This window comes from Nonomuraea spiralis, from assembly GCF_014648435.1.
Lineage (GTDB): Bacteria > Actinomycetota > Actinomycetes > Streptosporangiales > Streptosporangiaceae > Nonomuraea > Nonomuraea spiralis.
The window spans coordinates 398,431-422,182 of the sequence record NZ_BMRC01000004.1 but is presented as its reverse complement, the minus strand read 5'-3'; the positions used below and the strand labels follow the sequence as shown (position 1 = coordinate 422,182).

Below are 23,752 nucleotides of genomic sequence, written 5' to 3'. Positions count from 1 at the left end.
GCGGATCCACCCGGCAAACCATGCCTACGTGGGACACCACCACGCAGGTGAGTCGAGTCATGAGCACGCCCGATCGGCCTAGCGGAGAGAGCCTGTGAGCACGTCGGCCGTGGAACCCGGCACCCGACTGGCCGAGCGCTTCCGGCTGGAGGACCGCGTCAGCGAGTCCGACGGCGCGACCCTGTGGAAGGCGATCGACGAGATCCTCGCCCGCCCGGTGGCGGTGCACACCTTCGGCCCCGACTTCCCCCGCGTGCACGAGGTCGTCACGGCCGCCCGTGCCGCGAGCCGGCTCACCGACCCGCGTCTGACGCAGGTGTTCGACGCCGCCGAGGACGACGACCACTCCTACGTCGTCAGCGAGTGGGTCACCGGCGAGTCGCTGACCGACCTGCTGTCGGGCGGCCCGCTGGAGCCCGACCGCGCGGCCGGCCTGGTGGCCGAGGCCGCCGAGGCGCTGGCGCACGCCCACGAGGCCAAGCTCTACCACCTGTGCCTGCGCCCGGCCCACCTGGTCTGGACGACCGGCAACACGGTCAAGGTGCTGGGCCTGGCCGTCGACGCGGCGCTGTCCGGCCTCACCACCGACCAGCCGGCCCTCGACGACGCCGAGGGCCTCGGCAGGCTGCTGTACGCCGGCCTGACCGGCCACTGGCCCGGCGACGAGGAGGAGGGCGGCCTGCCCGCCGCTCCGATGATCGACGGCCACTTCTGCTCGCCCCGCCAGGTGACCGCCGGGGTGCCCAACTACCTCGACACGGTCACCGTCCGCGCCTGCCTGCCCGAGTCGCGCAAGGGCCAGGGCGCGCTGGCGAGCCCGTCCGAGGTCGCCGAGGCGCTGGCCGACGTGGCCAGGCCGATGCCGATCGCGATCTCCTACCCCTCGACGCCGGCGGTGGCCTCCGCCTCGCACACCGAGGGCCTCGACATCGCACACCGGCAGCAGCGCACCATGCCGCCCCAGCCGATCATGCCGCGCCGCCCGCCCAACCAGGGTGGCGGCAACGTGCTCAACCGGGTGCTGATGACCCTGGTGGTGCTGCTGGTCATCGCGGCCGTGGGCGTGGGCGCCTGGACGATCGGCCGCAGCCTGGGCGGCCCGGCCACGCCTGAGGCGTCGTCCACCCCCACCACCGGCAAGAGCTCGGCCTCGGCCTCGGCCCAGGCGGTCAAGCCCGACAAGGCCAAGGGTTTCGACCCGCTCGGCGACGACGGTGATGAGAAGTCCGACATCGCCGGGCTGGCCATCGACGGCAAACCCGGCACGGCCTGGACGACCTCCAGCTACGGCAACGCCGAGCTGGGCAACCTCAAGAAGGGTGTCGGCCTGCTGCTCGACATGGGCAAGTCCATGCAGATCAGCGACGTGGTGGCTACGCTGGCCAAGGCCGAGGGGGCGAGCGTCGACCTCAAGGTCGGTGACTCCCCCGATCTCGACTCGCTCAAGACCGTGGCGACCCAGAAGGCCGCCTCGGGCAAGACCACCCTGACTCCCGAGGAACCGGCAAGCGGCCGGTACGTTTTGATCTGGTTTACGCGCGTTCCTGCGGATGCAGGCCAGTTTCGTGGCACCATCTATGAGGTAGTGGTGCATTCTCCCGGATCGGCATAAATCAGGAATCTCTCTTGTGAACTCCCCACCCGAGACACCTTCATCTGCGGAGCGGCCGGCGGTCACAGACGCCGAGCTGCTGACCGCGCACATCAACGGGGATCCACACGCGTTCAGCGAGATCGTCAAACGCCACCGTGACCGCATGTGGGCGGTGGCGCTGCGTACTCTCGGTGACCCTGACGAGGCGGCCGACGCCGTTCAGGACGCGTTCGTCTCCGCATATCGCAAGGCCGCCTCGTTCCGAGGTGAGGCGGCCGTCACCACCTGGCTCCACCGCATCGTCGTCAACGCCTGCCTCGACAGGATGCGGCGCAAGTCCGTCCGTCCGGTCGCCGACGACGAGCTGATCGAGGCGGCCGAGCGGGACAGCCCGCTCCCCGACCAGACCGTCGAGCGTGAGGTCTCGATGGAGGTTTCGGCCGCTCTGAAACTGCTGCCCACCGACCAGCGGGCGGCCCTCGTGCTCGTGGACATGATGGGTTATTCAGTCGAAGACGCAGCTCAAGTGCTTGAGGTGCCGAGCGGCACCGTGAAGAGCAGGTGCGCGCGGGGCCGCGCGAAACTTGCCCCAATTCTTTCGCATCTGCGGAACCGTTCGAACCTCAATCGCGTCTCATCCGCGAAGGGAGCAGAACTTCGTGACGGGTGATACGCACTACGATCTTGAGGTCCTCGCCGAGCTGGCAGAGGATCTCTTGGACGCCGCGACGGCACGCCGGGTCCGCGAGCATCTCGCGGTCTGCGACCCCTGTGGGGAGCTACTGGCAGACCTGGCGGCGGTTCGCGAGGTGCTCGCGGCGACCCCCACACCGGCCATGCCGATGGGCGTCGCACTGCGCATCGACAAGGCGCTGGCCGCCGAGGCGGAGTCCCGCCGCGGTGGTGTCGACCTCGTGGAAGCACCTGACTGGGACAGGCTCATGCGGGACTCCCCGTGGGAGCAGCCGGCGGCGGAGATCCCCGAGCCGGTACGTCTCGGGGTGGTCTCCGACGACGGCACCATCGTCCCGGCCAGGACCAGGTCGTCCAGGCGGCGCCGGTGGGCGATGCCCGCCGTGGCGGCCTCGGCGGCGGCCGCGGTGGTGGTCGGCACGCTGGCGGTCTCGGGCGGGTTGCTGGCGGGCGGCAGCGGGCCGGGCGGTTCGCCCGGTTCCTCCACGGCGGCGCAGCCAGCGCCCCCGTCGGGGTCGTCCCATCAGCGGGCCAGGGCCTACGCGCTGACCGACAGCAACTACAACTACAGCGACCGGGAGCTGCGCCAGCCGCTGCTCGGGTACTTCGGCGCCGCTCCGGCCCTCGAAGGCCCCACGGACACCGCCAGGGTCGACAGGTGCGTCGACAAGGTGGCCGGCCGTTCGAAGCTGAAGACGTTCGCGGTCGACCAGGGGCAGTACAACGGTCAGGAGGCGCTGATCGTGGCCTCCTGGAAGGACCAGGCCGCCAAGAAGTTGCGCATCGACATCGTCGACCCGTTCAACTGCAAGAACCTGCGTAAGCCCACACTGGGCCGCTGGTAATCGAAAGCCCACGTCAGAGCCCGCTTCGGCGGGCTCTTTCGTTTTGCGGGCAGGGCCGGGAATCAGCTCGGCCTAGGATCTGTTGAGCCCGAAGCAAACAGCAGACGAGGAAGGCGTGGGAGCGTTGAGCGACGTTCGTAACGTGATCATCATTGGGTCGGGCCCTGCGGGCTACACCGCGGCCGTCTACTCCGCGCGCGCCGAACTCAAGCCACTGGTCTTCGAGGGCTCCGTGACGGCGGGCGGTGCGCTCATGAACACCACCGACGTGGAGAACTTCCCCGGTTTCCCCGACGGCATCATGGGCCCCGACCTGATGGACAACCTGCGCAAGCAGGCCGAGCGCTTCGGCGCCGAGCTGGTGGCCGACGACGTGGTCGAGGTCGACCTTGAGGCCAACCCCAAGGTCGTCAAGACGCACACCGACACCTATTACGCCAAGTCGGTGATCCTGACCATGGGCTCCGGCTACCGCGAGCTCGGCCTGGAGAACGAGAAGCGCCTGTCCGGCCACGGCGTGTCCTGGTGCGCCACCTGTGACGGCTTCTTCTTCCGCAACAAGGACATCGTGGTCGTGGGCGGCGGCGACACCGCCATGGAGGAGGCCACGTTCCTGACCCGGTTCGGGCGTATGGTGACGGTCGTCCACCGCCGCGGCGAGCTGCGCGCCAGCAAGATCATGCAGGAGCGCGCGTTCGCCAACGACAAGATCCGGTTCGTCTGGGACTCCGAGGTCGTCGACGTGCTCGGCGACGGCAAGGTCGAGGCGGTCAAGCTGCGCAACGTCGAGACGGGCGAGGAGTGCGAGCTGGCGACCGACGCGCTGTTCCTGGCCATCGGTCACGACCCCCGTACCGACCTGGTCAAGGGCCAGATCGAGCTCGACGAGAACGGGTACATCAAGGTCGCCTCGCCGTCCACGGCCACCAACATCGACGGTGTGTTCGCGGCGGGCGACGTCGTCGACCACACCTACCGCCAGGCCATCACCGCGGCCGGCACCGGCTGTGCCGCCTCGCTCGACTCCGAGCGCTGGCTTGCGAACAACGAGAAGTAAGGAGCGCACCGTGAAGGCAGTAACCGACGCCACGTTCGAGTCCGAGGTCCTCAAGAGCGACAAGCCTGTGCTGGTCGACTTCTGGGCCGAGTGGTGCGGCCCGTGCCGTCAGGTCGCGCCCATCCTCCAGGAGATCGAGAACGAGCACGGCGACAAGCTGGAGATCGTCAAGCTCAACATCGACGAGAACCCCGAGGTTCCCCGCGAGTACGGCGTGCTCCAGATCCCCACGATGAACGTCTACAAGGGTGGCGAGGTCGTGAAGCAGATCATCGGCGCCAAGCCGAAGGCCATGCTGCTCCGCGAGCTTGAGGGCATCATCTAGTCCGCCCTGTGTCGAAGCCCCCCGCGGTCACCGCCGCGGGGGGCTTTCGTATGTCCGTCCTGGACGGTCCGTCGTGGGCCCTCAGAAGGCGTCAGACGGGACGTAGGGCGCGTTCCGGACTCATGGAGCCCAGGAGGCGTTCAAGGGCCACCTCGACGTCCTCACGCCACGAGACGGCGCTCTTCAACTCCAAACGCAACCTCGGAAACCGCAAATGCGGTCGAACTGTCTTAAAACCCACAGAAAGCAAGTATTCAGCAGGAACTACGCAACTAGGCTCTTCCCACTTCAGGTCGCCGAACGCCTCAATGGCCTTCACCCCGCGCCTGGTCAGGTCTTTCGCCACTCCCTGAATCAGCATCCGGCCGAGCCCCCCGCCCGAGAACTCGGGAATGATGTGGGCCGTCATCAGCAGCACCGCGTCGGCGCTGACCGGCGAGGTGGGGAAGGCCACGGAACGCGGGCTGTAGAGCGGCGGGCTGTAGAGGACGAACCCGGCCGGAACCCCGTCGACGTAGGCGATTTTGCCGCAGCTCCCCCACTCCAGCAGCGTGCCCGAGATCCAGGCCTCCTTCTCCAGCCCGGGATCGCCCGAGTTCACCGCGCGCTCGCCGCTGACGGGATCGAGCTCCCAGAACACGCACCGCCGGCAACGGCGTGGCAGATCTTCGAGATTGTCCAGGGTTATGTTGACCAGCCGGCGCGACAACTACGGCCCCTATCGTCGACCCAGAAAAGCGCGCGAAAACCGCGTCCGTAGCTGGCATGGTAGCTCAGTGAAGATGCAGCCAGCGGGTACCACGACGGTCGAGCCCGGTCACGAAGGACATGTCCGACTGGCGTAATCTGGTATTTCGGTCCTATATGACACCTAGGAGGTGGGCCGTGACGCAAGAGCGGGATCACGGTCAGACACCCGCGACCCAAGGGTCGCGTATCGACGCCTACGTCGATCGGTACGCCGCACGAGCTACCGGGATGGTCGCCTCCGAGATCCGAGCTCTTTTCGCCGTCGCGTCGAGACCCGAGGTGGTCTCGCTCGCCGGCGGCATGCCGTACGTCACGGCGCTCCCCCTCGACATGGTCGGCGAGCTGGTCTCCGACCTGGTCACCACGCGCGGCACGGTCGCGCTGCAGTACGGTTCCGGCCAGGGTGACCCGCACCTGCGCGAGCAGATCTGCGAGGTCATGCGGCTGGAGGGGATCGAGGCCGGGGCGAACGACGTCGTCGTCACCGTCGGTTCACAGCAGGCGCTCGACCTGATCACCCGGATCTTCATCGACCCGGGCGACGTCGTGCTCGCCGAGGGCCCCTCGTACGTCGGAGCCCTGGGGACGTTCTCCGCCTACCAGGCCAAAGTGGTTCATGTCGCCATGGACGATCAGGGCATCGTGCCCGAATCGCTGGCGCAGACCATCTACGCGCTGGAGACCGCCGGAGCGCCCATCAAGTTCCTCTACACGATCCCGACCTTCCAGAACCCGGCCGGCGTCACACTCAACCTGGCCAGGCGGCAGCAGGTGCTCGACATCTGCCAGCGGGCCGGGATCCTCATCATCGAGGACAACCCGTACGGACTGCTCGGTTTCGACGGCGAGCCGATGCGCGCCCTGCGGGCCGACAACCCCGACGGCGTGGTCTACCTGGGGTCGTTCTCCAAGACGCTCGCCCCCGGCTTCCGCGTCGGCTGGGCGCTCGCGCCGCACGCCATCCGCGACAAACTCATCCTGGCCATGGAGTCGGCCGTGTTGTCGCACTCGGTGTTCACGCAGCTCGCCGTGGGCCAGTTCCTGGCCACGCAGCCGTGGCGGGAGCAGATCAAGTCCTTCAAGGAGCTCTACCGCGAGCGGCGCGACTCCATGATCGACTCTCTGGAGGCCCTGATGCCGCCCGAGGTCACCTGGACCCGTCCGGCCGGCGGGTTCTTCGTATGGGCGACCCTGCCCGAAGGGCTCGACTCCAAGGCGATCCTGCCGCGCGCGGTGGCCGAACGGGTGGCGTTCGTACCCGGCACCGGATTCTTCTCCGACGGCAGCGGCGCCCGGCACATGCGGCTGTCCTACTGCTACCCCGAGCCCGACCGCATCCGCGAGGGCGTACGACGCCTGTCCGGGGTGATCGAGCAGGAGATGCAGCTCCGGGACATGTTCGGCACCGGCTCGGGGCCCGAGCGGATCGGCGTTGACACGCCGGGGCCCGAACTGGCCTAGCTTTCCCGGGCACGGCCGGCGCTCCCCGGGGACGGGGACGCCGGCCGTACTCGTGTGCGGGCCTCACCTACACCATTCGCCGCCAGCCGCCGGTACGGTTGGACGCGTACGATCAGCGGAGGAGATGTGATGAGCGATCTGGGCCACGTGCTCGTGCTGGCCGGGGGCCTCTCCTATGAGCGGGAGGTGTCCCTGCGCTCCGGCCGCCGGGTGAGCGAGGTGCTGCGCGCCACGGGCATCGACGTGGAGGCCCGCGACACCGACGCCTCCCTCGTGCCCTCGATCCTCGCCGACCCGCCCGAGGCGGTGTTCGTCACCCTCCACGGCGGCGCGGGCGAGGACGGCGCGATCCGGTCCGTGCTCGAACTCCTCGACGTTCCCTACGTCGGCGCCGGCCCCGACGCCTGCCGCGTGGCCTTCGACAAGCCCACCGCCAAGGCCGTCGTACGCTCGGTCGGCCTGCGTACCCCCGAGTCCGTCACGCTCCCCCGGGAGACCTTCCACGACCTCGGCGCCACCGTGGTGCTCGGCCGCATCATCGACCGGCTCGGCCTCCCTCTGTTCGTCAAGCCCGCCCGCGGCGGCTCGGCCCTCGGCGCGTCCATCGTCCGCACCGCCGAGGATCTGCCCGCCGCCATGGTCGGCTGCTTCGCCTACGGTGACACCGCCCTCATCGAGCGGTACGTCGACGGCGTCGAGGTGTCGGTCTCCGTCGTCGACCTCGGCGAAGGACCCGTGGCCCTGCCGGCCGTGGAGATCGTCCCCGACGCCGGTGTGTACGACTACGCGGCCCGCTACACGGCCGGGCACACCGAGTTCTTCGCCCCCGCCCGCCTCTCCGCGGCCGCCGCCGAGGCGTGTGCCCGGATGGCGGTGACGGCGCACACGGCGCTCGGGTTGCGGGACATCTCCCGTACGGACCTGATCGTCGACTCGGCCGACGACCCGCACTTCCTTGAGGTGAACGTGGCGCCGGGGATGACGGAGACGTCCTTGCTGCCGATGGCGGCGGAAGCGGCAGGACGCGACCTCGGCGACCTCTGCCGCACCCTCCTCCAAAACGCCGCCCACCGCCCCCGCCCCTAACCCTCCCCCATCCACACCGCCACCCACGCCCCCGGCTTCTCCCCCACCGTCAACCTGGCGCCCTCCCGACCCCCATCACGGGCGCCACCGCAGTCGCCGCTGGGGTCGCCCTCAAGCACCCCATACGGACACCGCAAGAGCCACACCATCACGGGCCTCAAACCAGACTCCCCCGGGCCGTCCTAAGGCCCCCTCCGCAAAGGCCCCTCGCGGATCCCACAGCGGGGCCTCTTCGCAGGCACCCGTCACAGGCATCGCACGGAAGGCCCTCACGGCACCGCAGTAACCCCCATCGCGAACACCGTCACAGGCATCCCTCCCGGACACCACCATCCGCCCCAGGCACCCTCACCGCCGTAACCACAGACACCTTCACGCCTTCACGCCTTCGCGCCTTCGCGCCTTCGCGGCTTCGCGGCCTCACGCCTTCACGGCTTCACGGCTTCACGGCTTCACGCCCACCGTCACCCACCACCCGCGCCACCGTCATTCCTAAGCGCACCCCACCCGCACCCCCGCGCAGCCGTTCACACCACCGCCCCCCGCCTACCTCCCGGGCGCAACCGGCAATCGACGGGCTTGGCAGGCACCGTCCGTCCGCTGCAGCCGTTGGCCGCCACCGAGGGCCCGGCCCCTCCCCTCAAAGCGAAGGATCATCGACGCCGTCAACCGTCGCATCGGAATCGAAGACAGAGCCGCATCGGACACCCTCGTAGACCCACGAAAGCGGCACCGCATGGGCCGCAACGCCACTCTCCCCCAGGGCCCTCCGCCGTCATCCGCCGTCATCCGCTGTCATTCACCGTCCTACGCCCCCGACGCCGCTGCCCTTGCTACCCCCTCCTCACGCCCTCTCTAGCGGCACCTTTCTGGCAGTCCCTCACCTACCGCCACACCACTACGCGCCAGACCACTTTTAACAACGCCCTCCGCCCTCCCCGCACACTGCCCACCGCGAGACCTCACCCGCGCTACCCCCTCTCCCCGACGCTTTCGAGAGCTCGCACCCATCGTTGGACTGTCGAGCCAAACGAATCCCCTTGAGCACCACCCCCTCACCGCCACCCACCAGACCGATCAGACGACCACCCGCCCACCTCGCAGCTCGCGGCAATCCGGCCTTCACCGCGCCCCCCCTGCCGTGCCCCACCCCCATCACTCCGCACCTGGCCGCGCCTGCCGCACGCCATCACGCCTCGCCTCGCATACTCTCCACCTAGCGCATACACCCCTCAATGCGCACCATCATGCATGCACCCCTTACGCCCGCGCACCGCATGCGCCACGCCACGCCCGACCCAGCGGCGCCATGTACTGACCCCCACCACGGAGACTCGACACCAACGCAACACCACCCCTGACGCCCCGCACAGCCGCCACGACTCACACCCTCGCGCCCCCAAAACAGCCGCCCCGGACCGCCTTGCATAGCCTTACGGTGTGCCGATCGATCCCACCCACCCCAAGAGCTTCGCCAGCGACAACCACGCCGGCGTGCACTCCGAAATCCTCCACGCCATCACAACCGCCAACCAAGGCGACGCCCCCGCCTACGGCGACGACACCTGGACCTCAACCTTCGAGCACAAAATCAAGGAAACCTTCGGCCCCACAGCAGAAGGCTTCGCCGTCCTGAACGGAGCAGGCGCCAACATGGTCGGCCTGGCCCTCATGCTCGGCCGCTACGACGCCATCCTCTGCGCCGACAGCGCCCACATCGCCACCCACGAGACAGGCGCCACCGAACGCCTGCTGGGCGTTAAGCTCCGAACCGTCCCCACCTCCCAAGGCAAACTCCGCCCCGACGACATCAAGGCCCACCTGAACCTCCTGGGCCAGCACCACGAACCCCAACCAGCAGTCGTCTCCATCTCCCAGGTGACCGAACTCGGCACCTGCTACTCCCCCACCGAGATCGCCGCCCTCGCCGAAACAGCACACGCATCCGGCCTACGCCTCCATGTAGACGGCGCCCGCCTGGCCAACGCCGCCGCCCACCTCAACTGCCCTCTGAAAGCCATCACCACAGACGCAGGCGTGGACGTCTTCAGCTTCGGCGGCACCAAGAACGGCGCCCTGGCCGCCGAAGCGGTGGTCGTCCTGGACCCGTCCCTGACGGACGCAGTCCCCTACCTCCGTCGGCAGTCACTCCAACTGGCCTCAAAGATGCGCTTCATCTCGGCTCAACTCTCAGCGCTCCTGACCGACGACCTGTGGCACCGAAACGCCTCCCACGCCAACCAGATGGCCCTCCGCCTCGCGAACGGGATCACCGACGTACCCGGCGTCTCCCTCGCTCAGCCCGTCGAGTCCAACGCCGTCTTCGCCACCCTCCCGCACGCCGTCACCGAGTCCCTCCGTCAGCACTACCTCTTCCACTACTGGGACGAGCAGGCAGGCACGGTCCGCTGGATGACCGCCTACGACACCACTGAAGAACACGTAGACGACTTCCTAGCCGCCCTCCACAAAGCCGCCACCACCTGACCCGCCACCGTTTCACGTGAAACACCGCCGGAGCACCGCCCGACTCAGCACGAGCAAGGAGAGCCAGGACCGGCGTTTCACGTGAAACGAAGCGAGAAGCCTGAGCCGAGAAGGCGCACGGATCCCGGAGCTGTTTCACGTGAAACGCTGCGGGACAGCGAGAGGCCGCACGCGGGGGAAGCAGCGAAGGGTCGCGGCGACGGGCTCCCAGGGGCTGCATGCGAAACATCAAAGTCCCGCGAAAGCCGCGCCCGCCGACCAGAAGCGAACCCCGCCAGCCCTGCCACCTCCCTCGGCGAGAGAGGTGACTCGCCCCTCCAGGAGTGGTGTCCCATGCAGACGGTTCAATGAAGACGTGCCACCACAGCGTCAAGCACTTCGCACGAACACCGGCCACATCAGACGACGCTCAGAAGGCACCGCACCAAGCACGCGCGCATGACGTCAGACGTCCGGAAGCTACACGGATCCGCATGCTCCAGGGAAGCCGCTACCAACCTTTTGGGCGCAACCTCTCCCCGCCCTCAGGACGTCGCCTTCATAGACTCAGGTTCACGTGAGCCCAGACGGTCAATCGAGCTGGCCGTCAATTGGAAGCGCACGAGCCGAAGCTCCCCCGGAGAGAAAGAGGCACGTGTTTCACGTGAAGCAGCCCGAACGCAAAGCCAGGTGGCGCGAATCGCCCCAGCGTCACGCCTCAGAGCTAAAGGGGCTCAAGGGGCTCATCCAAGAACCAGCGGGCGTACGCACTGGTTCAAGGAGAACGAAGCCGGGCGGTCGCGAGACGGCGAGAAGAAGCGGAGAGGAGGAGAAGAGGCGCGGCGAGCATGCCTGGCAGAGCGAGGCCGTGGATGAGGAGAAGGGTTTCACGTGAAACACGTGAGGGTCAGTCTTCGGACTCCCGCATCGCACGAGCAGCCTCAGGCGCCATCGTCCCGATGATTCGCTCAAGGTCATCAATGGTGGCGAACTCCACCACGATGCGCCCCTTCCGTCGCCCCAAGTCGACCTTCACCTTCGTCTCGAAGTGATCGGAAAGCCGGTCGGCCAAATGAGTCAGGCCAGGAGCGGTGGGCTTGGCCACCTGTCGCTCGCGCGGCGCCTTCTGGGCGGCCGCCTTGGCGCTGCCCATCGCGACGATCTCCTCCACCGCCCTCACCGACAGCAGCTCCGCCACGATCCGCTTGGCCAACTGGATCTGCTCCTCCGCACTGCTCAGGCCGAGCAGGGCGCGGGCGTGCCCGGCGCTGATGGTGCCGGCGGCCACCTTGAGCTGAACCTCCGGAGGGAGGTTGAGCAGCCGGAGCGTGTTGGTGATGTGCGAACGGGAGCGCCCCACCTTGCTGGCCAACTGCTCGTGCGTGGCCTGGAAGTCGTCCAGCAGCTGCTGGTAGGCGGCCGCCTCTTCCAGAGCGTTCAGCTGTTCGCGCTGAAGGTTCTCGATGAGCGCGTCCCGGAGGAGATCGGTGTCCTGCGTGTTTCGCACGATTGCCGGAACCGGGTCCAGGCCGACCTGCTGGCAGGCCCGCCAGCGCCGCTCCCCCATGATCAGTTCGTACTGCCCACCGCCCACGGAACGCACCACGATCGGCTGCAGCAGTCCGACCTCGCGGATGGAGTCGGCCAGCTCCTGGAGGCGTTCCTCGTCGAACACGTCGCGCGGCTGGCGCGGGTTGGGCACGATCGCGGCCAGGGCAACCTCTTTGAAGTACGCTCCAGCGATCGGCTTCGGACCAACCTCGACCGTGGATCCGTTCGAAGGAGCGGGCGCTGTCCCCGGGCCGTCAACGATGGGTCCGGTCGGAATGAGCGCCCCGAGTCCCTTGCCCAATCCCCGCCGCTGCTGACTCACTGCGTCTCCTCATCCAGCCGGTCGATTCCGGTCACTCCAGGAGAGGTTACCGTTGCGGGCCCAGCGGGGTGCCCCCACGCCACACACAGTCCCGTGGGATTTACGCCGACACGATCACAAATCTGCTCTACGTGTCACTAAGGACAACCAGAGGACCCAAGACTCCGGCATCGCCGGCTGACTGCCGACCGCTGCGCGACCATCGGCGAACACCGCCCGGGACCGAACGTCTCACGCCGGCCGTCCGGAGGCCGCAACCTCGCGGCGATCGACTGCGCCGGGCAAACGATGACAGCCGGGCAAACGATGACGGCGGGACGAACCATAGCGGCCCCCTACCCGGACTCCCCCACCAGCAGGCGTTCGGGCACGGCCGACCAAACAACCGGCGCCAAGGCGACCAGTTGCTCCCTAACGTGCGGTACGCGGAAGAACCGCGGCCCGGTCAGGCCACGATGGCGCGGTGCGCAATCTCGCGGGCCGCGTCCATGTAGGCCATCGCGCCGCTCGACCCCGGGTCGTACGTCATGACCGACTGCCCATAGCTGGGCGCCTCCGACAGGCGCACGCTACGCGGGATGACCGTCCTCAACACCGTGTCCCCGAAGTGCGACCGCACCTCGTCGGCGACCTGCGAAGCCAGCCTGGTACGCCCGTCGTACATCGTCAGGACGATCGTGGACAGCCGCAGGGTCGGGTTGAGGTGGGCCTTGATGAGGTCCACGTTACGGAGAAGCTGCCCCAGGCCCTCCAGCGCGTAGTACTCGCACTGGATCGGGATCATGACCTCGTCCGCGGCGACCAGGGCGTTGACCGTCAACAGGCCAAGAGACGGCGGGCAATCGATGATGATGTAGTCGAATTCCACCTCTTCGTACGCCGCCAGCGCCCGCCGCAGCCGAGCCTCCCGCGCCACCAGCGACACGAGCTCGATCTCCGCGCCGGCCAGGTCGATCGTGGCGGGAGCACAGTAGAGGTTCGGCATCTCGGGGACCTGCTTGACGATGTCCGCCATGGGCAGGTCGTCAACGAGCACCTGGTAAACGTCGGGCACATCGCCGCGATGCTCGGTGGCCAGGGCCGTCGAGGCGTTGCCCTGAGGGTCAAGGTCAACCACGAGGACACGCTGCCCGTGCATCGACAGGGCCGCGGCAATGTTCACCGAAGTGGTGGTCTTGCCGACGCCGCCCTTCTGGTTGGCCACCGCGATCACTCTGCACTTCGCCGGACGCGGCCAGGAGCCGTCGCCCTCACTACCGGTGCCACCCGGCTGGGCGGCGGCAGGCTGGGTGGCGGCAGGTGTTTCACGTGAAACCACTGAGCTGAGCGCCTCTCGTACCAACGGCGAATCACCGGGGTTCAGGGGGGTCTGGGTCACGTTGGCCATCCTTTCAACCAGTGGTGTGCCGGTGCCGGGAATTTGCTGTTGCGACACGCCCATTTCGGGCCATCCAACCCCGGTTGGGCTCTCGGACAGACGGCTGTCCGGCCAGCCAAGACCGCAAGACGCGACTGGCACAACCGTCACCTCCTTCGTCGCCGCCTGGCTTGCTCCGGCGCGCGACCCGCTACCACCCGAACCAATGTTGCAGGCGGCTCGACCTTACCGTGCCCGACGGTCACAAGCTCGGCCGTTCGGGCGCCGCTGGCCCGCAATTGGGCCTCGGCCTCGGCGAGCTCGCCGGCGGCTCGCTCCCCCTTCATGGCTATCAGCTCGCCGCCCTCACGCAGAAGAGGCATGGCCCATTTGAGCAATCGGTCGAGCGGCGCGACCGCACGAGCGCTGGCGACGTCGAACTCCCGTACGCCCGCCAGATCCTCCGCCCGTCCACGCAACACCTCGACGTTGTCCAGCTTGAGCGCCTCGACGCACTCCTCCAGGAACACGGTACGGCGAAGCAGCGGCTCCAGCAGCGTGACCTGGATGTCCTGGCGGACGATGGCCAGGACGAGCCCGGGCAATCCAGCTCCGGAACCGATGTCCACCAGGCGAACGTCCGGCGGCACGGCCTCGGCGACCACGGCGCAGTTGAGCAGGTGACGATCCCAGATACGCGGCACCTCACGCGGCCCCAGCAGCCCCCGGACGACACCCGGGCCCGCCAGCAACTCGGCGAACGCGTTCGCGCGATCCCAGGCCTCCCCGGCGAAGACGTCCCGCGCTATGTCCGGCGGCGCCGGAAGCTCTTCGCTCACTGGATGCTGGCCCTTTCTCAGTCTTCGATGGTGCTTGTTCTCAGATTGCCTGCTCGGCGGTGGCGCCGGTGGCATTCGACGGCGGGTGTCTCGACGCTCTAGGGACGGTGTCTACCCAAGGCTAGATGTGAGATCACAGGGGAAGACTAGCGGGCTGGCCTGTACGCGGCCGTCGAGCACGCCGCCGTACCCACCTCTCGATCCCGCCATCGACGCCAACTCACCCATAGACGATATGAAGCTCATAACCCTCAAAAGACACCGCTAATGGCACTTTTGGGATGAACGCCAACTTCAACGTACAAAAACGCGTGACCTCCGCCAACCACTCCGAACACGAACGGCAGCGCACGAAGGCCCTCGATAACGCTCCGAACGCCAGGAAACTGGATCGATCCGCACGGGTCCGGATGCTCGCCTGCAAACCAAGCCAACAGCTCACGCAAGCCCCGAGCCCCGGACGTACCGCTATATATACGGAAACGGCCGCCCATCAGCGCACCCAAGCGCGGACAGACGGCCGGACCGGCTGACAATGCACGTTTCAGGCGGGCAGGACCACCACGTACCGCTGCGGCTCCTCACCCTCGGACTCGCTGCGCAGCCCGGCGGCCGCCACCGCGTCGTGGACGATCTTCCGCTCGAACGGCGTCATCGGGTGCAGCGCCTTCGGCTCACCCTTCTCCTTGACCTCGGTGGCGATCTCGGTGCCGAGCTTGCTCAGCTCGGCCCGGCGCCGCTCGCGGTAGCCGGCCACGTCGAGCATGAGCCGCGACCGCTCCCCCGTCTGCCGGTGGACGGCGAGCCGGGTCAGCTCCTGCAGCGCCTCCAGGACCTCACCCGCGGGCCCGACCAGCTCGTTGCCCTTGAGCCCCACGACGGAGACCATGGCACGGTCGCCCTCGACGTCCATGTCGATGTCACCGTCGATGTCGGCGATGTCGAGAAGGCCCTCGACGTAGTCGGCAGCGATCTCGCCTTCCTGCTCAAGCGCGTTGAGATCAGGAGCCTTCTCCTGCTCGGCCTCGGTCATGGCCGGCCTCTCCTTCGTGTTCAAGACTTCTTGCTGCCGGTGCGCTTGCTGCGGGACTGGCGGCTGGGCTGCTGCCTAACGATCTTAGGCTCCGGCGGGGCGGGAGGTGCCTCCTCTTCCGGAGTAGTCTTGCGCATCTTGGCCACCAGGCCGGGCTTGGCCTTCACGGGGATGGCGTTGCCCTTGGCGTCGAACTGCGGCATCGGGTGCCGGCTGTAGAACCAGTGCTGCTGGCCCAGCGTCCACAGGTTGGTGGTGACCCAGTAGAGGATCAGGCCCAGCGGGAAGTTGAGGCTGAAGAAGGCGAACAGCGGCGAGATGTACATCAGGATCTTCTGCTGCTGCGCCATGGGGTTGTCCGGCATCTGCGCCATCGAGCGGGTCACGCTCTGCCGGACGGTGAGGAACGTGGTCAGCGAGCTGATCGCCACGAAGAAGCCGATGACGACCTTCTGGGCGATGTCAGGGGCCTCGAAGAACGTGGCGGGCAGGGGAGCGTTGATGATCAGCGCGTGCTTGGCGCTGTCGACCAGCTCCTGCGACATGCCGAACTTGGCCTGGTCGGCGGCGATGGCCCGCAGCACGGTGAACATCGAGATGAAGATCGGGAACTGCGCCACGACGGGGAGGCAGCCACCGAGGGGGTTGGCGCCGGCGCCCTGGTACAGCGCCATGACCTCCTGGTTCATGCGCTGCTTGTCGTTCTTGTAGCGCTTGCGGAGCTCCTGGACCTTCGGTGCCAGCTCCTGCATCTTCCGCGACGACCGCATCTGCTTGAGGAACAGCGGGAAGATGAGGATCCGCATGCAGACGGTCAGCGTGACGATGGTCAGCGCCCAGGTCAACCCGCTGTTGGGGTCGAGGAAAGTGCTGTAGACCTGGTGGATCCAGGTGATGACTTGGGCGACGGCTGTGTACAGCCAATTGAGCCAGGACAGCTCCACCGAGCTAGCTCCCTTGCGTTTCGTGGGACCGGACCGGGCGTGGGGGCACCGGGTCTATACCTCCGGGATGGAATGGGTGGCACCGCCCGATGCGCCGGACAGTCAGCCATGTGCCGCGCAATGCCCCATGTACGGCAATCGCCTCGAGCCCGTATGCGCTGCACGACGGGTAGAACCGGCAACGTGGACCGAGCAGCGGGCTGATGAAGGCCCGGTAGAACCGAATGGGGACGATCAGCACCCGAGCGGCGAGGCCCGGCACCCCTTGCGGCTGCTCCGTCATTTGTGTCCACCCGTCGAGGACTCGCGCCGCCTGAGCAAACGATCCAGCGCGGCGTCGAGCTCGGCGGCCAGTTGCTCGATGCGCGCGGACGCGGCCGGTGGATTGGCGCGTACCACCAGCAGGCTACCTCGCGGCAGCCGGTCGAGACGGTCCCGCATCAGGTGTCGGAGCCGTCGTTTGACCTTGTTCCGGGTCACGGCGCCACCAACGGCCTTACTCACCACGAAACCGACCAGGGGTGTCTCTTCCCCGGAAAAGTTGAGATGCACCACGAGAGTGGGGCGGCCGGCGCGTTTGCCACGCCTGACCGCCGCTTCGAACTCATCCCCGCGTCGCATGCGGGATTGACGGGACAGCACCGTATACGCCTAACGCCCGTCGGCGAGGTACACCGACGGGCCGGACTTCGGGCGCGGGTCGATCAGGCCGACAGCTTCTCGCGGCCCTTGCGGCGACGGGCGGCGAGGATGGCGCGACCGGCCCGGGTGCGCATCCGCAGCCGGAAGCCGTGGGTCTTCGCGCGGCGACGGTTGTTCGGCTGGAAAGTACGCTTGCTCACGGGTGGGCTCCAGGCTTGAAGGTGCGCCCAGGGGCGCTTATACACACATGGCTGGCCTGCCGTGGGAGCGAGGGCACGCGAAATAGCCGTCGCGTGGCAAGCCGACCGTCGTACGTTACGGGCCAACAGTGTCTCAGGTCAAACCGAACGGGTTATCCACTGATCCACAGGCGACTTTTCCACCGCCGGGCCCGCGTCCACAGTTTGTGCATCCAGGTGCCACTAGGCTGTGGACAACGTCTTGAACACAGCTGTGCACATGGATACTGTCGGCCCTTCCGGACCACCTGAAACACAGTACACAGCCTGTGGATCTCCTGTGGAGGACCTGGGTACGGAGCCCTGCCGCCACGCTGTGGACGAAGGGTCGCCGGCCACACGGGGCGACCACTGCCATGTGGATAAACGATCGCGGGGGGCCGCGAGAGGGAGGAGGGGGAGCCGCACCATGAGTGGTGTCGACCTCGGCACGGTATGGGCGAGGGCCCTGGGCAACTTCCTCAACGAGAACGTCCCCATACAGCAGCGCACCTGGCTGTCGATGGTCCGGCCGATCGCCCTCGCGGACGACACGATCGTGCTCGGCGTCCCCAATGACTTCCTCAAGGACCTCATCGAGGGCAAGTTGCGCCCGCTGGTGGCCCACGCGCTGTCGCAGGAACTCGGCATGACGATGCGGCTGGCCGTGATGATCGACACCACGGCGCCCGAACAGCTTTTGCCGGACGCCCATCAACAGCCTGTGAATATGCCTTATCCCCAGAGTGTGGATAGCCAGCCGCGTTACGCACAGCCCGTGCAACCGCAGCACTACCAGGTGTCCGAGCCGCCGCAGTTCTATTCTCCACAGCCTGAACAGCCACCGGCGTCCACCGAATATCCACAGCCTTCGTTCTCTTTTGAACAGGCGCAGCCGTACACACCGCCTGTGGAGAAAGCGCCGGAGCCGGCGCCGAATCGCTGGGAAGCGAAGAGCAGCAAGCCGAGCGAACCGGCCCGACTCAACCAAAAGTACACATTTGAGACATTCGTCATCGGCGCCAGCAACCGGTTCGCGCACGCCGCGGCCGTGGCGGTGGCCGAATCCCCCGCGAAGGCGTACAACCCGCTCTTCATTTACGGCGACTCCGGCCTGGGGAAGACGCACCTGCTGCACGCGATCGGGCACTACGCGCAGAGCCTGTACGACGGCGCCCGGGTGCGGTACGTGAGCTCGGAGGAGTTCACCAACGACTTCATCAACAGCATCCGCGACCACAAGGCCGACGGCTTCCGGGGCCGCTACCGCGCGATCGATATCCTGCTCGTGGACGACATCCAGTTCCTGGAGGGCAAGGAGCAGACGCAGGAGGAGTTCTTCCACACCTTCAACACGCTCCACAACGCCAACAAGCAGATCGTCATCTCCAGCGACCGCGCGCCCAAGCAGCTCATCACGCTGGAGGACCGGCTGCGCAACCGGTTCGAGTGGGGTCTGATCACCGACGTCCAGCCGCCCGAGCTGGAGACCCGCATCGCGATCCTGCGGAAGAAGGCCATCCAGGAGGGCCTGGCCGCGCCGCCCGAGGTGCTGGAGTACATCGCGAGCCGCATCTCCACCAACATCCGCGAGCTGGAGGGCGCCCTGATCCGGGTGACCGCGTTCGCCAGCCTCAACAGGCAGGGTGTGGACCTGCAGCTCGCCGAGGTCGTGCTCAAGGACCTGATCACCTCGGAGTCCGACACCGAGATCACGATCGCGGCCATCATGACCGAGACCGCCAACTACTTCGGCATCAGCATCGAGGACCTGTGCGGCACCTCGCGCAGCCGCGCGCTCGTCAACGCCCGGCAGATCGCCATGTACCTGGCGCGCGAGCTGACCGAGCTGTCGCTGCCGAAGATCGGCCAGCAGTTCGGCGGCCGCGACCACACCACCGTGATGCACGCCGAGCGCAAGATCCGGTCGCTCATCGCCGAGCGCAGGTCGATGTACAACCAGGTCAACGAGCTGACAATGCGTATCAAACAGAGCAAGCGTGGATCTTGATGGTCGTACACAGCCTGTGGAAAACACTGTGGACCAGCGGAAACGTGGAATCGCCGCGACGGTACGCCCACCAATGCCGGGAAAAATCCGCCCACAAGGGCTGGGGACGAAACTGGGGACATCCTGAGGACAACCTGGGGATGACTCGTGGATAACGTGTGGACGGCCTGTGAACAGTCGATCTGGGACTCCAGAAGGCCCCCTCTTACCCCGTGGAAAACCTGTGGAAACCCCGTGGATAACCCGTGGATGAACACACCATGATCTGGGGACGGCCTGTGGGTGACGGATCTCCGTCCCCAGGCGGCGAAGTTTCCCCCAGGCGTCACCCACAACCTCGGTGGATGAAAATACGGGGACTGACCTGCGAGAACTTCAGTTGTCCACAGTTCCCACAGCCCCTAGTGTGATGACCTCTTATCTCTCTTACTAAGAAAATCAAAGACCCATAGAGGGGTTCCGCCCGAACCGAGGTGCGGGAGAGTGAACACTTGAAATCAACGACGAACCCTGGAGGCTGATCACCGTGATGTTCCGAATCGAGCGAGACGTCCTCGCTGAGGCGGTGGCATGGACGGCACGCAGTCTCCCGGCGCGCCCGTCGGTGCCCGTTCTCGCCGGCATGCGGATGGAGGTGACGGAGGGACAGCAGCTCAAGCTGTCGGGGTTCGACTACGAGGTCTCCGCCGAGGTCACGCTCGAGGTCCACACCGGTGAGCCGGGCGTCGTCCTCGTCTCGGGCAAGCTGCTCGCCGAGATCACCCGCGCGCTTCCCGCACAGCCTGTGGACTTCGTGGTGGAAGGCGCCAAGGCCGTGGTCACGTGCGGCAGCGCGCGATTCACACTGCTGACCATGCCTGTGGAGGACTACCCGTCGCTCCCGGCCATGCCGCCGGCCGCCGGCCGGGTGGGCAGCGACGTGTTCGCGTCCGCCGTCGGCCAGGTCGCCGTCGCCGCGGGCAGGGACGACACGCTGCCGATGCTCACGGGCGTACGCATGGAGATCGAGGGCGACACGGTCACCCTCGCCGCCACCGACCGCTACCGGCTGGCCGTGCGCGAGCTCAAGTGGCAGCCGGGCCAGCCCGACTTCGCCGCAATCGCGATGATCCCCGGCAAGACGCTCGCCGACACGGCCAAGGCGCTCGGCACCACCGGCGCCGAGGTGGAGATCGCGCTCAGCTCGGCCGGCGGCACCGGCGAGGGCATGATCGGCTTCTCCAGCGCGGGCCGGCGCACGACGACGCGGCTGCTCGACCCCGAGTTCCCCAAGTACCGCTCGCTGCTGCCCACGGAGTTCTCGGCGCACGCGGATCTGTCCACAAGCTCGTTCGTCGAGGCGGTCAAGCGCGTGGCCCTGGTCGCCGAGCGCAACACCCCCGTACGCCTGGCGTTCAGGAGCGGCGAGGTCGTGCTGGAGGCCGGCAGCGGCGACGAGGCGCAGGCCGTCGAGGCGCTGCCTGTGGATTACGAGGGCGAGGAGATGAACATCGCCTTCAACCACCAGTTCCTGCTTGAGGGGCTGGGGGCCATAGACTCCGACATCGCGCGCCTGCAGATGACGACCTCGACCAAGCCGGCCATCCTCACCGGGGGCAAGCCTGTGGACGAAGGCGCAGGTACGGACTACCGTTATCTGATCATGCCCATCCGCCTGTCGGGCTGATCCCGTCATCGGGGATGATGGAAGCCTGACAAGGGGGTAGAGGAGCGTCATGCAGATCGGCATGGTGGGACTGGGCAAGATGGGCGGCAACATGGCCGAGCGGCTGCGCCGCGGCGGTCATGAGGTGGTCGGTTACGACCACGATCCGGCCATCAGCGACGTGGCGAGCCTGAAGGAGCTGGTCGAACGGCTCTCGGCGCCGCGTACGGTCTGGGTCATGGTGCCCGCGGGCAAGCCCACCCAGCAGACGGTCGACGAGCTCGGCGAGCTGCTCGACGAAGGCGACATCGTCGTCGACGGCGGCAATTCACACTATGTGGACGACCAGAAGCATGCCGCCGAGCTGCGCGAGAAGGGCATCGGCTTCGTCGACTGCGGCGTGAGTGGCGGCGTGTGGGGGCTCCAGAACGGCTACGCCCTCATGTGCGGCGGCGAGCAGGCCGAGGTCGAGCGTGTCATGCCGATCTTCGAAACGCTCAAGCCCGAGGGCGAGGACGGTTTCGTCCACGCGGGCGACGTCGGTGCCGGCCACTTCGCGAAGATGGTCCACAACGGCATCGAGTACGGCATGATGCAGGCGTTCGCCGAGGGCTGGGAGCTGCTTGAGGCCTCCGACGTCGTCAAGGACGTCCGGGGCTCCTTCAGCAGCTGGCGTACCGGCACGGTCATCCGTTCGTGGCTGCTCGACCTGATGGTGCGGGCGCTCGACGACGACGAGCACCTCGAGCAGCTCCGCGGTTACGCACAGGACTCCGGCGAGGGCCGGTGGACCGTACAGGCGGCCGTCGACCACGCCGTGCCGCTGCCGGTGATCACCGCTGCCCTCTACGCGCGGTTCGCCTCCCGCCAGGACGACTCCCCCGCGATGAAGGTCGTCGCCGCGCTGCGCAACCAGTTCGGCGGCCACGCGATCACCTCGTCCGAGGGCAGCACCGGCAAGGGCGCCGACTCGCCCGGCGCCGACGTCACCCCGCCGCGCGAGGCCGAGTAGTCCACAGGCCGTCACGGGAAGCCCGGGTTTTCCACAGACGGCACGCCGGTGACCCCAGCGGCCTCCGGGGCGCACTAACCTTCGTGGGGTGCATGTCGCCCACCTCTCGCTGACCGACTTCAGGTCCTACGCGTCCGTGGAGCTCGGTCTGGAGCCGGGCGTCACGGCGTTCGTCGGACCCAACGGCCAGGGCAAGACCAACCTGGTCGAGGCCCTCGGCTACGTCGCGGCGCACTCCAGCCACCGGGTGGCCAACGACGCGCCGCTGGTGCGCCAGGGGGCCGCGCGGGCCATCGTGCGCTGCGCCGTCCACAGGGACGACCGGCGGGCGCTGGTGGAGCTGGAGATCAACCCGGGCAAGGCCAACCGGGCGCGGCTCAACCGCTCCCCCGTGTCCAGGCCGCGCGACGTCATCGGCCTGCTGCGCACGGTGTTGTTCGCGCCGGAGGACCTGGCGCTGTCCAAGGGCGACCCCTCGGAGCGCCGTCGTTTCCTCGACGACCTGCTCGTGGCCAGGGCCCCGCGGTTCGCCGGGGTCCGGGCCGACTACGACCGGGTGCTGAAGCAGCGCGGCGCCCTGCTCCGTACGGCCGCGCAGGCCCGTAGAGGCAGCAGGAGCGCCCGGCGGGCCGAGAGCGACACCGCCTTCGCGGCCGCGGGCGCCGGCGACGTGCTGAGCACGCTGGAGGTGTGGGACGCCCATCTCGCCCGGCACGGCGCAGAGCTGTTGCAGGCGCGGCTGGATCTCGTCGAGGCGCTGCGCCCGCTGGTGGCCGGAGCCTACTCCGCGCTGGCCCCCACGAGCGCCCCCGCGAGCCTGGCCTACCGCAGCACGTTGTCCACAGGTGGGGACGACGCGGAGGACGAAGTCCCCGGTGAGCGGGGATCTTCCGATGCGCAGACGTTATCCACAGACTTGGGGAAAACCCTTGAACAGCAGCTCCGCGACCGGCTATTGGAGGTCCGCCAGGCCGAGCTGGAGCGGGGTGTCACACTCGTCGGCCCACACCGCGACGACCTGATCCTGGGCCTCGGCGACCTGCCCGCGCGGGGCTACGCCAGCCACGGAGAGTCGTGGTCGTTCGCGCTGGCGTTGCGCCTGGCCGCCTACGACCTGCTGCGGGCCGACGGCGGCGATCCGGTGCTGATCCTCGACGACGTGTTCGCCGAGCTGGACAGCCAGCGCAGGCGCAGGTTGGCTGAGATCGTCGCGCCGGCCGAACAGGTGCTGATCACCGCCGCGGTCCCCGACGACGTGCCGAAGGAGCTGGCCGGGGCCCGTTTCGACGTCGCTGAGGGGAGCGTGACCCGTGTCCGATGAGCCCAACGCGGCGGCCAGGGGGGCCGCCATGGCGAGGGAGAAGCTCGCGCAGGCCAAGGCCGACGCGGCCAAGCGCGGCCAGCTCCCGCGCCGCGAGCCCAGGCGCAAGGCCGGCCCGCGCAGGGAGGCCGGCGATCCCCAGCTGTTCGGCCGGGCCATCGCCGACCTGCTGGCCGACCGCGGCTGGGAGCGGTCGGCGGCCGTCGGCGCGGTGTTCGGCCGGTGGCAGGACATCGTCGGCCCCGACCTCGCCGCCCACACCCGGCCCGAGTCCTTCGACGAGGGCGAGGTGCTCATCGCGGCCGATTCCACGGCCTGGGCGACGCAGGTCAGGCTGCTCGCGCGCACCCTGATCCGCAGGCTCAACGAGGAGCTCGGTGACGGGGCCGTGACAAAGGTCAAGGTCAGGGGACCACAGAACGCCCCCCGTCCGACAGGGGGTTTGCGGGTGACCGGAAGCCGGGGGCCCGGCGACACCTATGGTTAGGCGCCGGGGGCGATCAGACAGCCGCAGACGCGATAAGCCCCCTTTCCGAAGGGGGGATGCTTGAGTGGGGGGCAAAACGAGCTAGGGAGCATC

General features: G+C 67.8%; 22 protein-coding genes. 13 read left to right on the top strand and 9 right to left on the bottom strand.

The window, feature by feature from the left end:
• The first annotated feature begins 94 nt into the window (after positions 1-94).
• The 5 genes from IEZ27_RS12285 (at position 95) to trxA (ending at position 4,514) form a co-directional block, all read left to right on the top strand.
• Positions 95-1,612, top strand: coding sequence for a protein kinase family protein (locus IEZ27_RS12285; protein WP_189647271.1), 1,518 nt, complete (start codon positions 95-97; stop codon positions 1,610-1,612).
• Between the two features lie 16 nt (positions 1,613-1,628).
• Complete coding sequence (gene sigM, locus IEZ27_RS12280; RefSeq protein WP_125640669.1) at positions 1,629-2,264, top strand: RNA polymerase sigma factor SigM; 636 nt, start codon at positions 1,629-1,631, stop codon at positions 2,262-2,264.
• A complete protein-coding gene (locus tag IEZ27_RS12275) occupies positions 2,254-3,132 on the top strand; it encodes an anti-sigma factor family protein (RefSeq protein ID WP_189647270.1) in 879 nt (292 codons plus the stop codon). The genes sigM and IEZ27_RS12275 overlap by 11 nt, the downstream gene beginning before the upstream one ends.
• 124 nt (positions 3,133-3,256) lie before the next feature.
• Positions 3,257-4,189 (top strand): thioredoxin-disulfide reductase, encoded by a 933-nt coding sequence (gene trxB, locus IEZ27_RS12270; protein WP_189647269.1) that lies wholly within the window; start codon positions 3,257-3,259, stop codon positions 4,187-4,189.
• A 10-nt stretch (positions 4,190-4,199) separates the two neighbouring features.
• Complete coding sequence (gene trxA / locus IEZ27_RS12265; protein ID WP_125640678.1) at positions 4,200-4,514, top strand: thioredoxin; 315 nt, start codon at positions 4,200-4,202, stop codon at positions 4,512-4,514.
• Positions 4,515-4,605: 91 nt separating this feature from the next.
• On the opposite strand, the gene IEZ27_RS12260 is transcribed toward trxA, so the two are convergent.
• The gene (locus tag IEZ27_RS12260) at positions 4,606-5,223 is read right to left on the bottom strand and encodes a GNAT family N-acetyltransferase (RefSeq protein ID WP_125640681.1); all 618 of its coding nucleotides are present in this window, start codon (positions 5,221-5,223) and stop codon (positions 4,606-4,608) included.
• A gap of 269 nt (positions 5,224-5,492) precedes the next feature.
• Here IEZ27_RS12260 and IEZ27_RS12255 point away from each other — a divergent pair, with 269 nt between their 5' ends.
• The 3 genes from IEZ27_RS12255 to IEZ27_RS12245 all read left to right on the top strand — a co-directional run bounded on the left by IEZ27_RS12255 (position 5,493) and on the right by IEZ27_RS12245 (position 10,298).
• Complete coding sequence (locus tag IEZ27_RS12255) at positions 5,493-6,725, top strand: aminotransferase-like domain-containing protein (protein ID WP_229823935.1); 1,233 nt, start codon at positions 5,493-5,495, stop codon at positions 6,723-6,725.
• Positions 6,726-6,854: 129 nt separating this feature from the next.
• Positions 6,855-7,811, top strand: coding sequence for a D-alanine--D-alanine ligase family protein (locus IEZ27_RS12250; RefSeq protein WP_125640687.1), 957 nt, complete (start codon positions 6,855-6,857; stop codon positions 7,809-7,811).
• A gap of 1,440 nt (positions 7,812-9,251) precedes the next feature.
• Positions 9,252-10,298, top strand: a complete 1,047-nt coding sequence (locus IEZ27_RS12245; RefSeq protein ID WP_189647268.1) for a threonine aldolase family protein — start codon at positions 9,252-9,254, stop codon at positions 10,296-10,298.
• Positions 10,299-11,184: 886 nt separating this feature from the next.
• On the opposite strand, the gene IEZ27_RS12240 is transcribed toward IEZ27_RS12245, so the two are convergent.
• From IEZ27_RS12240 to rpmH, 8 genes are all read right to left on the bottom strand, one after another.
• Positions 11,185-12,150, bottom strand: coding sequence for a ParB/RepB/Spo0J family partition protein (locus IEZ27_RS12240; RefSeq protein WP_125640693.1), 966 nt, complete (start codon positions 12,148-12,150; stop codon positions 11,185-11,187).
• 445 nt (positions 12,151-12,595) lie between these two features.
• Positions 12,596-13,537 (bottom strand): ParA family protein, encoded by a 942-nt coding sequence (locus tag IEZ27_RS12235; RefSeq protein ID WP_195826692.1) that lies wholly within the window; start codon positions 13,535-13,537, stop codon positions 12,596-12,598.
• A gap of 137 nt (positions 13,538-13,674) precedes the next feature.
• Complete coding sequence (rsmG, locus tag IEZ27_RS12230; RefSeq protein WP_125640696.1) at positions 13,675-14,346, bottom strand: 16S rRNA (guanine(527)-N(7))-methyltransferase RsmG; 672 nt, start codon at positions 14,344-14,346, stop codon at positions 13,675-13,677.
• A gap of 544 nt (positions 14,347-14,890) precedes the next feature.
• Complete coding sequence (locus IEZ27_RS12225) at positions 14,891-15,379, bottom strand: Jag family protein (RefSeq protein WP_125640699.1); 489 nt, start codon at positions 15,377-15,379, stop codon at positions 14,891-14,893.
• A 20-nt stretch (positions 15,380-15,399) separates the two neighbouring features.
• Positions 15,400-16,323 (bottom strand): membrane protein insertase YidC, encoded by a 924-nt coding sequence (gene yidC, locus IEZ27_RS12220; RefSeq protein ID WP_189647267.1) that lies wholly within the window; start codon positions 16,321-16,323, stop codon positions 15,400-15,402.
• Between the two features lie 4 nt (positions 16,324-16,327).
• On the bottom strand, positions 16,328-16,606 hold the full coding sequence (gene yidD, locus IEZ27_RS12215) for a membrane protein insertion efficiency factor YidD (RefSeq protein ID WP_125640704.1): 279 nt from the start codon (positions 16,604-16,606) through the stop codon (positions 16,328-16,330).
• Positions 16,603-16,944, bottom strand: a complete 342-nt coding sequence (gene rnpA / locus IEZ27_RS12210) for a ribonuclease P protein component (RefSeq protein WP_229823899.1) — start codon at positions 16,942-16,944, stop codon at positions 16,603-16,605. Before rnpA ends, yidD begins: the two co-directional genes overlap by 4 nt.
• Before the next feature lie 83 nt (positions 16,945-17,027).
• Positions 17,028-17,165 (bottom strand): 50S ribosomal protein L34, encoded by a 138-nt coding sequence (gene rpmH / locus IEZ27_RS12205; RefSeq protein ID WP_043614899.1) that lies wholly within the window; start codon positions 17,163-17,165, stop codon positions 17,028-17,030.
• A gap of 448 nt (positions 17,166-17,613) precedes the next feature.
• Between rpmH and dnaA the strand changes: the two genes are divergently transcribed.
• From dnaA to IEZ27_RS12180, 5 genes are all read left to right on the top strand, one after another.
• Complete coding sequence (dnaA, locus tag IEZ27_RS12200; RefSeq protein WP_125640711.1) at positions 17,614-19,194, top strand: chromosomal replication initiator protein DnaA; 1,581 nt, start codon at positions 17,614-17,616, stop codon at positions 19,192-19,194.
• Between the two features lie 526 nt (positions 19,195-19,720).
• Positions 19,721-20,860 (top strand): DNA polymerase III subunit beta, encoded by a 1,140-nt coding sequence (gene dnaN / locus IEZ27_RS12195; protein ID WP_125640714.1) that lies wholly within the window; start codon positions 19,721-19,723, stop codon positions 20,858-20,860.
• 49 nt (positions 20,861-20,909) lie between these two features.
• The gene (gnd, locus tag IEZ27_RS12190) at positions 20,910-21,851 is read left to right on the top strand and encodes a phosphogluconate dehydrogenase (NAD(+)-dependent, decarboxylating) (protein WP_189647266.1); all 942 of its coding nucleotides are present in this window, start codon (positions 20,910-20,912) and stop codon (positions 21,849-21,851) included.
• Positions 21,852-21,939: 88 nt separating this feature from the next.
• Positions 21,940-23,172 carry a DNA replication/repair protein RecF gene (gene recF, locus IEZ27_RS12185; RefSeq protein ID WP_189647265.1) on the top strand — a complete coding sequence of 411 codons (1,233 nt, stop codon included), beginning with the start codon at positions 21,940-21,942 and terminating at the stop codon, positions 23,170-23,172.
• On the top strand, positions 23,162-23,659 hold the full coding sequence (locus IEZ27_RS12180; RefSeq protein WP_229823898.1) for a DUF721 domain-containing protein: 498 nt from the start codon (positions 23,162-23,164) through the stop codon (positions 23,657-23,659). The genes recF and IEZ27_RS12180 overlap by 11 nt, the downstream gene beginning before the upstream one ends.
• Positions 23,660-23,752 lie beyond the last annotated feature (93 nt).

Bases quoted from the DNA above. Each gene is read 5' to 3' on its own strand.
- IEZ27_RS12255 (WP_229823935.1), top strand. From the start codon at position 5,493: ATGGTCGCCTCCGAGATCCGAGCTCTTTTCGCCGTCGCGTCGAGACCC.
- IEZ27_RS12250 (WP_125640687.1), top strand. From the start codon at position 6,855: ATGAGCGATCTGGGCCACGTGCTCGTGCTGGCCGGGGGCCTCTCCTAT.
- IEZ27_RS12235 (WP_195826692.1), bottom strand. From the start codon at position 13,537: ATGGCCAACGTGACCCAGACCCCCCTGAACCCCGGTGATTCGCCGTTG.
- IEZ27_RS12225 (WP_125640699.1), bottom strand. From the start codon at position 15,379: ATGACCGAGGCCGAGCAGGAGAAGGCTCCTGATCTCAACGCGCTTGAG.
- yidD (WP_125640704.1), bottom strand. From the start codon at position 16,606: ATGACGGAGCAGCCGCAAGGGGTGCCGGGCCTCGCCGCTCGGGTGCTG.
- rnpA (WP_229823899.1), bottom strand. From the start codon at position 16,944: ATGCGACGCGGGGATGAGTTCGAAGCGGCGGTCAGGCGTGGCAAACGC.
- dnaA (WP_125640711.1), top strand. From the start codon at position 17,614: ATGAGTGGTGTCGACCTCGGCACGGTATGGGCGAGGGCCCTGGGCAAC.
- gnd (WP_189647266.1), top strand. From the start codon at position 20,910: ATGCAGATCGGCATGGTGGGACTGGGCAAGATGGGCGGCAACATGGCC.